Here is a 16,108-nt window from a genome sequence, read left to right on the forward strand (position 1 = left end):
GAATTGACCGCCCTTTTCAAGTGGAAAAAATTACGAATCCAATTGAAAAGAGAAACATGATGAGATAGATCGCCAGAGAGTTGTCGATCCTTTCAAAAAAGACAGGCAGAGGCCTCATGAATTTCCTGTACAGGAAATACAAGCCAACACCGGCCGCGATCATCAGAAGTGATTCGAACATGTAGATCTCGAAGCCTACGATTCCGTGAACTATTATGGCGACCGAGAGAATCGAATAGGCTGCGAGCGTACCGATGGGGAGGCTGCCCGTCTCTTTGGAGGGCTTCAAAAAGATGAATTTAGAAAAGATCATGGCCGTACCGACGGACGAAAGCATCATGAGAACCTTCAACCAGGGACAACAGGCGTCGTGCATTATCACTTCTTTGGTAACGCAACCGGATGTCATCGGGAAGCCGGAAATTGCCAGCGAGCCAACCAGAAGAAAAAGGTACTCTATGCGGGTTATCCTTCCCGACCAATCTCTGTATTCCTTAGTTCCGAGCCTCGTGGATACATTTCCGACAACGAGGAAGAGAAGTGTTTTAAAGACAGCATGACTGAAGCCGTGCCACGAAGAGGCCTTGTCACAGGTAACCATCATAAATCCCACCTGCGAAATGGTGGAATAGGCTAGAAGACGTTTGGCATCTTTGGAGTTCACGGCTAAGATAATACCGGCAATCGCGCTGAATATACCTATATACACGAACTCGTCTTTCAGCCACCCGAAAGACTCGTACTGGACGAACCTTATGGAGAGATAGACATCGATCTTCACGACCAGACCCGAGAGGATTGGCGAAACTTCTACCGGCGCGTTGGAGTGGGCGTCGGGAAGCCACATGGAAAAGAGAAAGAGGCCGGACTTCACCGCCAGTCCTCCGAATATCAAAATCGAGGCGATACTTGAAACGTGGTTCAGCCCTTCCATGGCGAACGAGCCGGTTTCCATATACACCAGTCCTATCCCCAGCAGAAAGAAATTCAACCCGAGCGATGAGAGGAGAAGGTACTTCAGACTGGCCCATGCCTGGCGGCCTTTCTTCTCGTAGGAGATCAGTATGAAGGAGATGATCGATACCAGCTCTACGGTAACGAAGACGTTGAAAAGATCTCTCGAAAGAAAGATCGAATTCAATGTGCCATACATGATGAGGATCAGGCTATAGAAGAAGCCATCATAATTCTTCCTCAGAGAGTTAAGAGTAATCGCCAGCATCACCAGAAAAGTGGAAAGCATGAAAGGTATGGCGAGATCATCCATGGTCAGTCTTATGCCAAGTTCTCCCCAGTTCCCGAGGTTCATACCGAACTCTTCGAAGAGATTGAAAGGCAAAAAGCTTCCGTTGATTATCGTTGCAAATAGCGCCACACCGGCGCAGAGTCGTCTCCTCTCTCTCAATATGAGACAGATTATTCCACCCAGAACGGGCAGAAAGATCGTGAAGATCATTCTTTCTCCCTCTCGAAGTTCGATTCAATGGTCCCGATATCCATGGTGTGATATTTGTTGTAGATAATTATCGCGAAGACCAGCGACAGGCAGAGAAGGGCGAAAGATATTACGATACCGGTTATTATGACGGCCTGCGGTACCGGGTCGGCGTAAGCGATGGAAAAATCTCCGTTCACGATCGGCGGTATAATGCTCTTTCTCGAACTGATGCCGGTGTAGAGTGTATTTATAGATGTCTCCACGATTCCCAGAGAGAGTATCTTTTTAATGATGTTCCGGGAAAGGGTCATACCTATCGTTCCAACCAGCATGCCGGCCACGGAAATGTAAAAGATAATGTTTCCCGTCATAAAGTACCCCGCCTGTTTATAAATTCGCTCGACATCTTCCACGCTCCGGCATAGACTTTTATGCCGATCAGAATATTCAGAACCGGGATCAATCCGCCGCTAAGCACCTCTCCAAACTCTCCTGAGGCAAGCAACCTGGCGTGCGTTTCCGGAAAGAAAACGATGAAAGAGACAAGCGAGAAGATTATCAAAAGGCTGGCATTTTCCATTATTTTGATCTTGAACCTATCGTAATGGGAGTTGGCCTTCGCAAAGTTCGATGTCAATCCATAGGTAACTATCCCGGTGGCGAGAACGACTCCCCCCACGAAGCCTCCACCCGGGCTGATATGTCCTTCCAGCACCACATACAGAAAGAGCGTTACTGAAAGCGCGGCCAGACCTCCGCTGTAAACGGTAACCGAGCCGAAGACCTGCTGACTTCCTTCAGCGCTCCTTGGAAGCGAGCTGAAGAGCGTCGTCACCCCGAGTGCCGTGATACTGAAGACGATGACCTCGAAAATAGTATCGTACAGACGTGTCTCCAGATAAATGGCTGTAACGGCATTTGGAATGTTCGTACGCTCGATTATCTCTTCCAGCCCTTCGGGAAAAACCAGATCGATTCTTGCCTGAAGGACCACAAACAGGAAAATCACCGCCGCAGCGATCACACCCAGAATCTTCATGGCCTTCACAGGTATCGCCCCACTATCTCCTGCATCTTTCCTTCCTTAGTCATATTCTCTATATCGCTGGAAAGAGCTTCGGCGAGATCACCGGAACTCTTTGAGACGACAAAAACGTAATTGCTCTTCTTCAAAAAGACGGGCCGTGGTGAAACCGAACTTCTGCTCAATTGCTTCAGCTTCACGAAATCCACTTCGACTCCTTCAAAATCGAAGATCGAAGTTTCAAGATAAGCGATACCCCGGGTGCTACCGGAAAGTTCTTCCTCAGTGAAGGCTCCGCACAGGATATCTATTTCATGTTCTTCGACCGCCTTGATAGCAGTTTCTCTGCTTTCAAAGGCCGCCGCCTCTATATGGTAACCTTCCTTTTCGTCTATTCTCTTCATGATCTCCCATTCCAGCCCCTTCAGACCGCCCGAACCGATCTCGATCATCGAGGGAACGTTCACGAAACCCAGCCGCACCCTCCTCTGACGCTTCAAGGCCATAATATAAACTATCAGAACAAGAGCAACGCCCACCGTGAACTGTGTCATCGCCACATCCGGGGCTCCAGCCAGAAGCATGACGATCGCCGAGAGCGAACCCATTATTCCGAACCAGATAACTGCCTGGAAGCTGCTCTTAGAAGCTACGACTATTACAGCACTCAACAGATAGAGGGCTCCGATCATGATCACTACGGTATTCATCTCTCTCCCTCCGAGTTGATATAAGCGCGGGCGATAACGTGAGTGACCAGCGGACCGGTTACCATCAGTGCAGCCACAAAAGCTATCGTCTCGATTATCGAGAGACAGCCGAAGAAAAAGGCCGAGACGATTATGAAAATCAGGCCGACGGTGTCGGCAATCGTTAAAAAGTGCAATGTGGCGACTATTGTGTGGGCGATTACCGAGCGCAGGGTCCCTACAACGACGAAAACAAGGCCGACAAAGAGAAAAACGCAACCCGCGATTTCCATTATCTACGCACCCCCAGATAATACGCCGCGATTATCGTACCGCTGGTATTTAGTATTAGAAAAAGCAGGGCAACTCCGGATATGAAATCGACCTGTGTCACCAGTTCTATAAAGACTATCCCAACGAGAAGCCTGGTGGAGATGGACGAATATCCTATGAGCAATCTCCACGGGTCCTGTCCGGCCGAAAACCATACCAGCATGGCTATGGAAGCCATAAGGGAGAACATCGTTATGTAGAAGATCAACGTTTCACCTCGTGGATCAGAAAACCTTCTCTATCTTTGGAAACGACTATTTCTTCCGGAGTCATCGTCACCGAAATGATCTTGCCGAACTCCTCGATTCGGTTTTCAGGTATCTCTTCGGCCCTGACCGTGAAGACAGGTTTGGAGAAAAGAAGCCTGAAAGACTGGAAAATGGCTGGGGGTAACGACAGGAGAATCTTGAAAGCCGTTCTGACAGACGGGCCCTTCGGAACAAGCTTCGAGGAAATGTACTGGACGAAGCCTGAAACGATGGAACCCGAGATCAAGGCCGCCGGCGTGATCTTTCCAAAAAAGGTTATCCAGAGAAACAGAGAAATCGAGAATATCATTGATCCCACCCGACCGGCCTGGCACGGAACGGTTCTTCCAGATCGAAGTGCTGCATCCATCCTGTCAAACCGTAATTGTCTAAAAGCTCGAGCGCGTCGTTGTATTCCTCCTGCGTGATCCTTCTGGATATCTCGGGGTACTCACGCGCCCTGTAAACGGGTCTGTACTGCGACATTAGCGATATGGGAACGGAGGCCGAAAGTTCGAAGGCGACGTATTCGGCCATCTCCTGGGTCCCTGCCAGATTTTCAGGAAGAACGAGATGCCTGATTATCACGCCTCTCATTTCCTCATCTTTGAAAGAGCCGACCTGGGAAAACATCTCTTTGATCGCTTTCCTGGTGACCGACCAGTAGTCGGCAACGCCGGAGTATTTCTTCCCTATTTGGTCGTCGGTGTATCTTATATCGGCAAGATAAATGTCGACAACACCTTCCAGCAGTTTCACGGTATCGGGTTTTTCATAACCACTGGTGTTGAAGACAATCGGAAGTGAAAAACCTCTTACGAGGGCGTATTCGTAAGCCCTGAGAAATCCGTAGAAGTTCGGCGTGGGAGTTACCAGATCCAGACAGACGGCGCCTTCCCTTTCTACGTTCAAGAAAGCCTCTCCGAGCCGTTCGGCGGAAATCTCTCTGCCGTTGTTTTTCTGGCTGAAGGCGAAGTTCTGACAGTATATGCAGCTCATGGTGCAGCCGCTGAAGAAAACAGCTCCCGCCCCTCCATCCTTTACCAGAGGCGGCTCCTCGCCGAAGTGCAAAACTATCGCCGAAACCCTGGGATCGGCAAACTGCCTGCAAAAGCCGGCCGTCTCGTATCTGTTTACCCTACAGTTTCTCGGGCAGAGATCGCACGAAAGCATGCGCTCTTCCACAATCGAAATCGCATTCCTGACTTTGTCTAATCGTTGCCCGTTCAATCGAACACCATCCTGATATACAAAACAGCAAAACACCTTCACCAGTGATTGATACGCGGCATCGGGACTTCTCAATTCTCTTCCGGTTATTGCACCCGGCCGCGATTGAAGATCACCGATCGTCGGGATAATAAGCGATTTTTGCTCCTAGCCTGCTCAGCTTCTCCTGGAACCGCTCGTAGCCCCTGAATATGTGAGTCACGTTGTTTATGGTCGTCTCGCCGTCGGCTGCCAGACCTGCCATGACCAGAGCCGCGCCGGCCCTTATGTCCGTGGCCACCACTTCTGCGCCGCTTAATCTGTGTACACCGATTATGAAGGCCTGCCTGCTAGATACTTTTATCCTTGCCCCCATTCTGTTGAGCTCGTCAACATAACCGAAACGGTTTTCAAACACGTTCTCTTCGAGAATAGAGGTCCCTTCCACGGTAGTGAGAACGCTCGTGAGGAGCGGCTGGAGATCCGTTGGAAAACCGGGGTAAGGCTCTGAAGAAACGGTGACCGGTTTTAACGGTCCTTTCCAGAAGCCCCTGATAAAATCGTTCCCCTTCTCCACCCCGGCCCCCATCTCTTCCAGTACGCTTATCAGAGAGATTATGTGATCGTACCTGGCACCCGTTATGGTGACATCTCCCCTTGTAGTCAATGCGCCAAGGAGATAGGTCCCTGTTTCGATCCTGTCGGGAATCACGCTGTAATCGCCCCCGTGAAGACTGGAAACTCCGTACACCTCTATAGTTGGGGTTGAAGCGCCGCTGACTCTCGCGCCGCAGGAGTTTAGAAAGCCCTGGAGATCGGTTATCTCCGGTTCGCGGGCGGCATTCTCGATTATCACATGGGTCCCGTTCATCAGGGCGGCCGTTGTCATCAACTGCTCGGTGGCTCCGACACTCGGGAAGGGAAGCGTGTAGATTATCTCTTTCTTGAACTCCGAAGGTATCATGGCCAGAACATCGCCATGTTCCTCCGTGATCTTGAAGCCAAAAGCCTCCAGTCCTTTGAGGTGAAAATCAACCGGCCTTTGACCTATGTTACAACCTCCGGGTTTGCCCACTCTGGCCCAGCCACAGATCATGGCCAGAGGGCCTATAACGTTGAAGGAAGCCCTCATCTTACTTACCAGTTCGTACGGCACCGATCCTATGAGAACCTCGCCAGGTTTCACGGTTACCGTCTCGTTATAGAAAGTAACGATCTTTCCTATCTGCTGAAGTATGGAGATCATGGTCTCCACGTCTTTGAGCTCGGGAACGTTTTTTATCACAACGGGTTCTTCTATCATCACCGTAGCGGCAAGGATTGGAAGAACCGAATTCTTGGAACCGCTTGCCCTTATCTCTCCAGTAAGTCTCGTGTTCCCAGTAACTACCAGCTGACTCATCCGTAACCCTCCAATCTCTCTATGAGAAAAAGAATGACCACAGTATTATTCTATCAGAGCCCGGGCAAACACATTTGAAAAAGATTCGCGGGAAATCTCGCGTAATCGAACCATGGTTGGTATGAGATTCTCAACATATGAACTTTAACTTAAAAAAGAACTGTCTCCGTGAAGAACATCAGGTTCAGAGCAAAGCGCTCTATAATTGTAAGGTAACTCCAGATGATGAGTCCAGGGGGGCAGACATGAGAAAGCAAACAGTGTTCTGGTTACTGGCGATCTTCGTTTTGATATCTTTCGTCTCTTCTCCAGCCAGATTGTTTGGCGGTCAGATCGAGATAGTTCGTGATTACTGGGGAGTCGCCCATGTCTACGCGGAAACGGATTCGGAACTCTTTTTCGGAGCGGGTTATGCCACTGCCCAGGATCGCATGTTTCAAATGGAGCTTTCCCGGCGAAAAGTTGCGGGAAGACTGGCCGAAATCTACGGTAAGGACTGGCTGGAGTCGGATAAACTTATGCGTACACTCGGACTTTACAGACACGCACAGAAAATTGCCGACCAATTACAGGGTGAGACAAAGACTATACTCGAAGCTTACGCCGGTGGAGTGAACTACTATCTGGAGACTCATCTCGACGATCTGAATCCTGCTTTCTATGAAGCCGGAATCACTCCAGAACCATGGACAGTTGCCGATAGCATCGCAGTGTGGATGCGCATCTCCGAGAGGTTTGACAGGTCATGGCAAAACGAAGTGACAGCTCTCCGCAGCTATGAGCAACGGTTGCGGAGCGGAGTGACTCAAGATCCCGTTGTTATAGATGATTTCGCCGCAATAGTAACTGAAGCCGATTTTATTAGCACCGATCCCGATACATACCGCCGTCTAATGGAAAACGAAAAACTGGATGAGTTGAGTGCCTGGCTAGAGTGGGATTCATTGAAGGCCAGTCATGCCTGGACGATCTCAGGAAGCAAGAGTCTTACAGGAAGTCCTCTTCTTGAGAGCGACCCTCAAATTGCGGTCACGCTTCCTTCTCTCTGGTATGAAATACATCTTAGCGGCGGCAACTACAACGTAAGAGGAATTTGCGTCGCAGGTTCACCGGGGTTCCTTATAGGCTGGAACGAATATCTCGCGTGGGGAGCAACTGCACTCGGTTCCGACAACAGCGACCTTTTTCAAGAGAGGCTCGATGATGATGGATCCAGCTTCCTCTTCAAAGAGAACTGGTATCCGGTTCAGTCTTATACCGAAGTGATCGATATTCGCGATGAAGAACCTGTTGAAATCACTGTCAACAGAACGATTCATGGACCCCTTGTCGATGCGTTTCTCAATGGGGCGAGACCTGCGGAACACTTCTCGTTGAAATACGTCGCCACCCAAGAGCTGAAGACACCTATAACGGGAATGTTATCAATGATGCGATCGAGAAACTGGGAAGAGTTCACCTGCGGATTGGGCAATTACATGTTCCCCGGTCTCCATGTTGTGTACGCGGATGTATCGGGCAACATCGGATACTATACAGCCGCGGCAATTCCGATCCGTTCTGGAAGGCCCGGGCTTCCCCAGATCGGCTGGACGGGTGACGAGGAATGGAATGGTTACGTACCGTTTGAAGAGCTTCCGCATGTTCTAAATCCTTCTACAGGGTTCGTTGCCAGTGCAAACCACCTGCCTGTGGGCGCCTGGTATCCATATTCTCTCACGATTGGTACCGGAGGAACCGGCCATAACCCCAGAAGTATGAGGCTTTACGAGCTGCTTAATGATCAAGATGGTTTCACTTTTACAGACTTTTCAGAGATTCACCGGGATAATGTTTCGGCAATAGCCCGTGAGTTTCTGATTCTCGCGGCCATTTTGTTTGAGAGGAACTCGCTTTCACAGAATTCTTCGAGGTTTCTAAGCGCCTTCGATGGCTGGGATTATAGCCTGATAGAAAACAGCAGGGTCTCTGATCTTGCCGAGACTCTCGTCCAGGTTATGCACCGCAGCCTCAGGAGTAATACAGCTACCGCTCTTCTTGCTTCGAAATACGGTGGAGGCCACGCCGGCAATATTTACCTCCTTCGTTCTGTCCTGGCGGAGTTTGAAAGATCTGGGACGTTGCCAGACGAGGAAGAGGTGACAATCTGGGTCAATCAGGTTCTCGAAACTGCCGTAGCCGGCATCCGGGAAAGCGTCTCTCAGAAAAGGCCGCAAGTGATGATCTATCAGGCTAATCTTGAAGGCTTTCCATCGATATACCCGGACGCGAATCGATATATGCCCTATCTCACTGCTACATCGGCAAACACCATCTGGTCGCAGTTAGGAAATTCATATACTCAAGTGGTTGATCTCTCGGATATAGACAACTCCCGCGCATTCCTACCGCCCGGAGTGTCCGAGGATCCGCGAAGTCCTCATTTCTTCGATCAGGTGGAACTATGGGCCGCCGGAGAGACCCGTCCGGCTCCCTTGAGCCGGGAAGAAGTCATGATATATTCCCAATCTGTTGAAACGCTCTACCCGTATGTTACTGAAACAAAGGAATAGGGACTCGGGTGATAACAGAATCAAGCATGTTCTGGCAGTATAACACTCCATGAATAAGCAAGAGAATCAAACCGGCTTTTTGCCCGTATATAAAGGCAGAAGTTTTTAGTTAACGAGGTAATTATGGATGAATTCGTTATAGAAAGTGCAGATCAAATACGCGAGTTATGGTCAAAAACTTACAACACAGAAGGAAAACCCGATTGGTCGCATATTTTGCCCTACTACGATGAGAACATTCTATTTAGAGACACAATTCAAGAGATCAGAGGGCTTGAAGAATTCAAGAAGATGACAGAAAGGCTTGCAGAGAGATCGAAAGAGCTGAAGATGGCCATCTTGAGAGTCGTAATGGAAGATAGAACGGTCTTCGTGGAGTGGGAGATGACAATTCTCTTCAAAAAGACTAGGACTTCGGTGATATACGGTGCGAGCCGCCTTTCTTTGAATGAAAGGGGCAAAATCGTCGAGCAGAGAGACTACTACGACCTGTGGGGCGATATCTTCGACAACATCCCGGCATTCAGAAAGCCTTACAGAAAGTTCATGAGAAAACATTTCGGATAGGTGTTGCCAATGGAGAAGCAGAAGAGCGCAATTGCCAGATACTGGAAACAATACAAATGGTCGAACATATTCGCGATGATTAAGAACAACGAGGCGAATCCAGAGATTTGCGGAGATGATTTCAAGGACCGACTCATGGTAATAACAGGGGGGACATCTGGAATCGGATACTACACATGCAGAAAGTACGCAAGCCATGGAGCGCGTATTCTATCGATAAACAGAAATGGGGAGAAATCGGAAAGGCTGTGCGACGAACTCAAGAGAGACTTCGGTGTTGAGTGTTCTTACATGATAGCAGATTTCAGCAGCCTGAAAGATAGCTTGAGCGTCGGAGAAGAACTCTCCGCGATGAAAGAGCCAATAGATGTCCTGATACACAACGCGGGAGTCTTCCTCAAGCGCAGGGAATTAACCGGGGATGGCTTTGAAACGACATTTGTCGTCAACCATCTCTCTTCCTTCGTAATAAACTATCTTATTAAAGATAAGCTTAAGTCGCAGGAGAAGGCGCGTGTATTGATGGTGAATTCGGAAGGTCACCGTTTTGCGGTGTGGGGAATAAGGTTGGACGATCTCAACTGGCAAAAGAGGCGTTACAGCGGTCTTAAAGCCTACGGATCCGCGAAAACCGCACAGCTCCTCGGTATGATCATCTTCAATGAATACTTCGAGGGAAGCGGAGTCACGATGAACGCAATGCATCCGGGAGCTGTGAGGACTGGAACCGGAAAGGAAAACGGTGCATTTTACAGATGGTATAAGAGGACGATAGTAGATAGACTCTCCCGCTCGCCGGAGATTTCGGCGGAAGCGCTTTATTATCTCGGTGTTTCGAGTGATCTCGAAGGCATCGGTGGAAAGTTCTTCAACTTGACGACGGAAGAGATTCCCGCTCCACCTGCCCTCGATACGGAAACTGCGAGAAAACTCTGGCTGGAAAGCTTACGAATGGGGGCACTCAAAGATGGAAGTCTATGATGCTGTCGTCGTTGGCGGCGGGATAGCGGGATTGACAGGCGCGGCCTATCTTGCAAAGGCCGGAGCAAGCGTTCTCTTGCTGGAGAAGAACGAAAAGTGTGGCGGCCTCGTAAATTCCTTCTCAAGAGATGGTTTTCTCTTTGACGGCGGGGTGAAGGCGCTCGAAAGCGCGGGAATTATCCTGCCGATGCTCAAAGAGCTCGGGATCGATATCGAAATAGTTAAAAGCCCTGTATCGGTGGGAATAGAAGATGCCGTGATACATGTGACTTCAAAGGAAAGCGTGAATGAGTACTCCGATCTTCTAAAAAAGCTGTATCCTGACAGCGAGGAAGACATCGAGAGAGTGATTTCATTTATCAAGAGAATCATGAAAGATATGGAGGTCCTGTACGGCGTAGATAATCCTCTCTTCATGGACTTCAAGAACAACAAATCTCATTTTGCCAGAGTATATTTTCCCTGGCTCTTCAAATTCCTCTTGACTCTAAGAAGAATAGGGAAATTCAAAATGCCCGTAGAAGAGTTCCTGGGAAAAATCGTTAAAAACAGATCTTTGAGAGATATCATAGATCAGCACTTCTTCAAAAACACCCCCACTTTCTTCGCCATGAGCTATTTCTACCTTTATCAGGACTACTTCTATCCAAAAGGTGGAGTGGGAAGTCTGGCTGAATGCGTGTATAACAAAGTTCTTGAATTTGGCGGAAAGATAGAGACCGGAAGAGAAGTCACGGAGATCCAAGCGGGCAGAAAGATACTCCTGGACGATATGGGAGGGTCTTACATGTACAATGAACTCGTGTGGACCGCCGACCTCAAGAGACTCTACTCGATTTTGAAAACGGAAGGTCTGTCCGAAGCAACAGTTGAAAAGGCCGACACATTTAGATCCGAGATATCGAAAAAGCACGGGACCGATTCGATTTTCAGCATCTTTATCGCGGTGGATGAACCGCCTGAGGCTTTCGAGGAGATTTCAAACGGTCACTTCTTCTACACTCCTTCGAGGAAGGGACTCGGCGAGATTCATCGCAGCCAACTGAGAGACCTCCTGAAGAACTGGTCCGGGAATTCGAAGGAGGAGGTGTTCGGCTGGCTCGAAAGATTCTGTGAACTGGACACCTACGAGATATCTATACCAGTGCTCAAAGATCGCAACTCGGCTCCGGCCGGAAAGACGGGCCTGATAATCAGCACTCTTTTTGAATACGAGATCGTAAAGAAGGCACATGAAGCCGGCTGGTACAGCGAGTTCAAAGAAGAGCTCCAAAAGAGGATTATTGGAGTTCTTTCAAATTCGATCTACCCGATGTTGAAGGATAAAGTCCTCTTCGCGTTTTCCAGCAGCCCTCTTTCAATCGAAAGAGCGGTGGGCAGCTCCGAAGGGTCTATCGTCGGTTGGTCTTTCGAAGAGCCGATACCTGTAGTATCTAGCATGATGAAAGTCACCAGCTCAGTAAAAACACCCATACCAGGTGTTCTTCAGGCCGGAAAGTGGACCTACAGCCCTTCCGGTGTTCCGATGTGTATATTGACCGGTAAGCTTGCTGCTGCAGAAGCAATTAAAGAAAGAAAATCAAGAGAGAATCGTATTAGATAGGGCAGTTTAATGTCAATAGGAATAATTATGTGTATGGAATTGAATGATATAAGGTCGGGAAGGTGAAATATGTCGTGTGAAATCCTGTTGCTTGGAAATCCTTTGCTCCGGGAGAGGTCTTCCATAGTCACGGAATTTGAGAGCGAAGAAACGTTGAGGCAGATCGCCCTGCTCAAGAAGACTCTCGATGAATTCAGACGGGAGAACGGCTTCGGCCGTGGTATCGCCGCACCACAGATCGGAATACTGAGGAGAATAATCGCGCTCGATCTCGGGAAGGGTAGCTTCGTAATCGTGAATCCGCGAATTATAAGCGTCAGCGGATCTAAATTCACCATGTGGGACGACTGCATGTCCTTTCCCGATCTGCTGGTCCGTCTAGAAAGATACAGTTCAATAGATTTGAAGTACGAGGACGAAAAAGGAATCGAACACAAATGGGTGCATTTAGGCCAGGCAGAGTCCGAGCTACTGCAGCATGAGATAGATCACCTCGACGGTGTTCTGGCCATCGATCACGCGATCGACACCTCGAGCATCATCTACCGCCGGGAATACGAAAAGAACCGTGAGTACTTCGACCACCTCGTTGACTACACTATCGAACCGACAGTTTAACTCTTACGTTTTGAATTGAGGCAACTGGGGAGGGCTTAGAGCACCATAGGTGAGATTCCCGAACAGATCCGACACAACGGGAAGATAAGGTTGTACAATTCCGTTCTATATTTACGTTGATTCGAAACCGCAGCAAATTGCATGAGGATAATTTTTCATAGTTTATAATGATTATGCGGTGTGAGATAGGAATCTTACCGGGCCATTTCAGGGGGTGTTTTTATGCGGCGAGTGTCAGATGATTTTGGAAAGGGTCTGAACGTTTCACCTGAGGCTGCTCTGGAGTTTGAGATTCAGGGTGAAAGGTTGCTGAAGAGAGTCAACGAACTAATGTCCGCTAGAGAGGATATATCGGAGCTTTTGGGTATGAATCCGCTCTATATAATGTACGACAACAATTCGAACCATCTGCGCTTTATCTCGAACGTCTTGAAGCTCAACGATTATGACCTGCTTGCCAGGACGCTCCCCTGGGTTTACAAGACCTATACCTCTAGAAACTTCTCGGAAGATTTCTTTCCGGAAGTCTTGAAGACCTGGATGGAAGCGGTAAGAGAGCAACTCTCTCTCGAAAATTCGGAGCAAATTATAAAAGTGTATGAGGCGATGCTTTCCTCTCACGATTTATCGGTGAAGACTTCGGAAGATGCTCTCATAGGAATGAATGTGGATGAACAGTGGAAGGCAATAGAACAAAAGGTGGTTCTCGCGCTGCTGAAGGGCAGCTACCGTGAGCTTCAGGAGATCGCACTCGGCACGATCAAAGATACGAGATCCCTCTCCGACTTCTACCTTAAAGTGGTTCAACCCGCGATGTACGAAATCGGGTCGCTATGGCAAACGGGCGAAATATCTGTCGCAGAGGAGCATCTTGCCACCTCGCTCATGAACAGGCTGATGGCCAGCACATACAGTATGATAGATACCGTTCCCTCCCATCCAAGAAGAAAGGCGGTAGTTTTGAGCTCGCAGAACGAGTATCATGAGCTTGGGGCTAGAATTCTCGCCGATCTGCTGGAGTTGAACGGCTGGAACGTCAGCTATCTAGGCGCGAATACTCCGGTTTCGGAAGTTCTGAAGCATCTAAAGAAGACTATTCCCTTTTTGCTTGCCATTTCTGTCACTATGTCGTTCAACCTGGATCACACGAAGAAGCTGATACAATCGGTGAGGTTCGACAGCGATTTCAAAGGGATGAAAATCATGGTTGGCGGACTGGTGATAAACGAATCGGAAGATCTGTGGAAGAGATTGGGGGCCGATGGAACGGCTTCCTCTGCGGCAGAAGCCGTTGAAATGGCGAAACGTTGGTGGGAAGAGCGTGAATGATCTGAGAGAGGCGATCCTGGGCAGCCTGGACAGATTTTTCAATAGTCTGGAAAGCTTCTCGGGAGCGATTCTGGTTCTATTCGACCTGGAAGGTCGAATACTGGATCACAGTCCCTCTCTTGCCACTTTGATCGGAGGCAGGAAGGAGTTCGTCGGAGAGAACTTCGGCAGTTATATCGTGGATAATGCGATCGAGATGATGATGAAGGAGCGTACGGGTCTCGTCAGAGTAGGGATAACCGACTCGAGGTCCAATATACATCTTGTGAGTGGCTTCGTAATAAAGATAGATGTTTCTCGCTGGTTGTTCTTCGGAGAGAAGATAGGGCTCTCTGCCGGAGATATCATGGAGAACATGTCGAAGACAACCGACGAGCTGGCCTCTCTCACCAGGGAACTGGCGAAGAAGAATAAGGAGCTCCAGGCGGCTAACGCTGAAATCGAGAGACTCATGAACTGCGACCCTCTCACAGGATTGTCGAACAGGCGCGATTTCATGAAGAAACTCGATGAGGAGATCGAGAGCCTTTGTTCTACATGCAAGCCTCTCTCGATAATCATGGCCGATATAGACGACTTCAAGAAAGTGAACGACACGAGAGGTCACCCCGAAGGTGACAGGGTACTGCAGCTGTTCGCCGAGATTCTAAACGAGATAATCTCACCGAGGAGGACCACGGTAAGGTACGGCGGCGAAGAGTTCATAGTCATGTTGCCCGAAACAGATGGAAAAGAGGCCGCCGAAATTGCCGAAGAAGTCAGGATCAATTTTGAAAGAGAGACGGAGAAACAGCTCGGCTTCAAGGTAACGGCCAGCTTCGGAGTTGCCACCTTCAGGCCTGAAGATACGAAGGCAAGCATACTGAAGCGCGTGGACGACGCCCTTTACAGCGCGAAGTCTGGCGGAAAAAACAGAGTAGTGCGTTAAGAACAAATCCAGGTGCCTTCGGCAGCCAGTTTTTGTTTCGAAAATGTAAGTTCCAAAGAGCGGGATGCAGTATCACAATCCGGCATGACGGGACGGTACATCCCGGCGCTCTAGAAGGTAATAGTCGAATTGGCTATAGTCCAGCTCTTATTCCAGAATGTGTAGCTAACGCTAGGCAAGCCATCGCAAAGATCTTTAAGCCAGCCGGCCATGTGTACTCCGCCGTTTACGTCGAAGCCCGCCGTGACTTTGTAGCCGACCTGCGTGGCGCTCCCGGCAGAGGCATTCGTTTCTCCTTTTATCCATGGCACGAACTGGACGAAAGGTCCGGCGACATAGTAGACATATGCCGATAGGGTCAGCGGTAGCGAACCCTTGGCCCAGGCGTTAACTTTTGCGTTTGCGTCGAACTGGAGGCCCGAGTAGTTGGCCGAGTAGGAAACGCTCTTGCTCCACCCGTTCTGATACTTGACTGTGAGCGTTGTGTTTGCCGAGAGTGTTGTCGAGGCGTTGAAGCCTATTACACCGGAAATGCCGGCCTCCGCGTTCGCGTCGAATTTTACTTCCATAACGAGCGCCACCGGAACACAGGATACCCAGAAGGTTATCCACTTGGTCTTGGTTGTTATGTTCTTTGTCCAGTTCTTTGTGATTGCCGCTCCCGATGAGACTTCAATGAACGGGGTCAATGAAGGGCTGAAGCTCACAGTCGTCTGGAATTTCTTCAAGACGTATTTGTAGTTCCACCAGCTGATTTTCTTCCATTCATGCTCCCACAGAAGCGACGCGCCGAATGTCAGGCTGACGGTTAATCCAGGCTCAACCGTCAATGTCTGATACGAGAATTCGTTCGAGAAAGTATGAGAAACATAGAAGCTCCACGAACCGGAGTAATCTTCCTTGAAGAGATACGGTTTCGGTTCGGTCAATGCGCGGGTTTTCGGACTCTTGAAGACGATGGTAAAGGCGCCATAGTCTCTCAGCTTCGCCATGATCTCTTCGTTGTCCGGTTTCATAAGGTTGTCTGGTGAACCGCCTCCGGTAGTTATTTCCTCCTTGAGGGAGATTGTGTTCTTGTCGTAGTCAAGGCTTGCCTTGAACTTCGTGCCTCCACCCAGATCTAGCAACCAGTCTTTGAGAGGTTTCTCGCCGTGAGGGGATAGTAATTCGAAGATCTCCGATTCCTC

17 protein-coding genes are annotated in these 16,108 nt (G+C 49.1%); 7 read left to right on the forward strand and 10 right to left on the reverse strand.

Translation table 11 applies throughout. The features are described 5' to 3' along the window. Positions 1–16: 16 nt before the first annotated feature. From PKX57_RS05145 to murA, 9 genes are all read right to left on the reverse strand, one after another. Positions 17–1,456 carry a proton-conducting transporter transmembrane domain-containing protein gene (locus PKX57_RS05145; RefSeq protein ID WP_472416283.1) on the reverse strand — a complete coding sequence of 480 codons (1,440 nt, stop codon included), beginning with the start codon at positions 1,454–1,456 and terminating at the stop codon, positions 17–19. Beyond that, entirely contained in the window at positions 1,453–1,809 is a 357-nt protein-coding gene (locus PKX57_RS05150; protein ID WP_213922840.1) for an NADH-quinone oxidoreductase subunit K, read from the reverse strand. Before PKX57_RS05150 ends, PKX57_RS05145 begins: the two co-directional genes overlap by 4 nt. Then, positions 1,806–2,477, reverse strand: a complete 672-nt coding sequence (locus tag PKX57_RS05155) for an MnhB domain-containing protein (protein ID WP_213922859.1) — start codon at positions 2,475–2,477, stop codon at positions 1,806–1,808. Before PKX57_RS05155 ends, PKX57_RS05150 begins: the two co-directional genes overlap by 4 nt. Before the next feature lie 5 nt (positions 2,478–2,482). Continuing rightward, positions 2,483–3,172, reverse strand: coding sequence for a hydrogenase subunit MbhD domain-containing protein (locus PKX57_RS05160; RefSeq protein ID WP_213922839.1), 690 nt, complete (start codon positions 3,170–3,172; stop codon positions 2,483–2,485). Beyond that, complete coding sequence (locus PKX57_RS05165) at positions 3,169–3,444, reverse strand: monovalent cation/H(+) antiporter subunit G (protein ID WP_470745807.1); 276 nt, start codon at positions 3,442–3,444, stop codon at positions 3,169–3,171. The genes PKX57_RS05160 and PKX57_RS05165 overlap by 4 nt, the downstream gene beginning before the upstream one ends. Continuing rightward, positions 3,444–3,692: a hypothetical protein gene (locus tag PKX57_RS05170; protein ID WP_213922838.1), complete on the reverse strand. Its 249-nt coding sequence runs from the start codon at positions 3,690–3,692 to the stop codon at positions 3,444–3,446. The genes PKX57_RS05165 and PKX57_RS05170 overlap by 1 nt, the downstream gene beginning before the upstream one ends. After that, positions 3,689–4,042, reverse strand: coding sequence for a hypothetical protein (locus PKX57_RS05175; RefSeq protein ID WP_213922857.1), 354 nt, complete (start codon positions 4,040–4,042; stop codon positions 3,689–3,691). Before PKX57_RS05175 ends, PKX57_RS05170 begins: the two co-directional genes overlap by 4 nt. Then, entirely contained in the window at positions 4,039–4,962 is a 924-nt protein-coding gene (locus PKX57_RS05180) for a radical SAM protein (protein WP_472416285.1), read from the reverse strand. Before PKX57_RS05180 ends, PKX57_RS05175 begins: the two co-directional genes overlap by 4 nt. Positions 4,963–5,074: 112 nt before the next feature. Beyond that, positions 5,075–6,343: a UDP-N-acetylglucosamine 1-carboxyvinyltransferase gene (gene murA / locus PKX57_RS05185; protein ID WP_214075108.1), complete on the reverse strand. Its 1,269-nt coding sequence runs from the start codon at positions 6,341–6,343 to the stop codon at positions 5,075–5,077. Positions 6,344–6,588: 245 nt separating this feature from the next. Between murA and PKX57_RS05190 the strand changes: the two genes are divergently transcribed. From PKX57_RS05190 to PKX57_RS05220, 7 genes are all read left to right on the forward strand, one after another. Next, on the forward strand, positions 6,589–8,895 hold the full coding sequence (locus tag PKX57_RS05190; RefSeq protein ID WP_472416287.1) for a penicillin acylase family protein: 2,307 nt from the start codon (positions 6,589–6,591) through the stop codon (positions 8,893–8,895). A gap of 123 nt (positions 8,896–9,018) precedes the next feature. Then, positions 9,019–9,462 carry a nuclear transport factor 2 family protein gene (locus PKX57_RS05195; protein WP_213922745.1) on the forward strand — a complete coding sequence of 148 codons (444 nt, stop codon included), beginning with the start codon at positions 9,019–9,021 and terminating at the stop codon, positions 9,460–9,462. Between the two features lie 9 nt (positions 9,463–9,471). Continuing rightward, positions 9,472–10,443 carry an SDR family NAD(P)-dependent oxidoreductase gene (locus PKX57_RS05200; protein WP_472416289.1) on the forward strand — a complete coding sequence of 324 codons (972 nt, stop codon included), beginning with the start codon at positions 9,472–9,474 and terminating at the stop codon, positions 10,441–10,443. After that, on the forward strand, positions 10,430–12,046 hold the full coding sequence (locus PKX57_RS05205; RefSeq protein ID WP_472416291.1) for a phytoene desaturase family protein: 1,617 nt from the start codon (positions 10,430–10,432) through the stop codon (positions 12,044–12,046). The genes PKX57_RS05200 and PKX57_RS05205 overlap by 14 nt, the downstream gene beginning before the upstream one ends. Positions 12,047–12,115: 69 nt before the next feature. Beyond that, the gene (locus tag PKX57_RS05210; protein ID WP_472416293.1) at positions 12,116–12,664 is read left to right on the forward strand and encodes a peptide deformylase; all 549 of its coding nucleotides are present in this window, start codon (positions 12,116–12,118) and stop codon (positions 12,662–12,664) included. Between the two features lie 222 nt (positions 12,665–12,886). Next, positions 12,887–13,993 carry a cobalamin B12-binding domain-containing protein gene (locus PKX57_RS05215; RefSeq protein WP_472416295.1) on the forward strand — a complete coding sequence of 369 codons (1,107 nt, stop codon included), beginning with the start codon at positions 12,887–12,889 and terminating at the stop codon, positions 13,991–13,993. After that, entirely contained in the window at positions 13,986–14,921 is a 936-nt protein-coding gene (locus tag PKX57_RS05220; protein ID WP_472416297.1) for a GGDEF domain-containing protein, read from the forward strand. Before PKX57_RS05215 ends, PKX57_RS05220 begins: the two co-directional genes overlap by 8 nt. A 110-nt stretch (positions 14,922–15,031) precedes the next feature. On the opposite strand, the gene PKX57_RS05225 is transcribed toward PKX57_RS05220, so the two are convergent. Further along, on the reverse strand, positions 15,032–16,108 hold a 1,077-nt coding region (locus PKX57_RS05225), incomplete at its 5' end, for a hypothetical protein (RefSeq protein WP_472416299.1).

Source organism: Mesotoga sp. (assembly GCF_035363035.1).
Lineage (GTDB): Bacteria > Thermotogota > Thermotogae > Petrotogales > Kosmotogaceae > Mesotoga.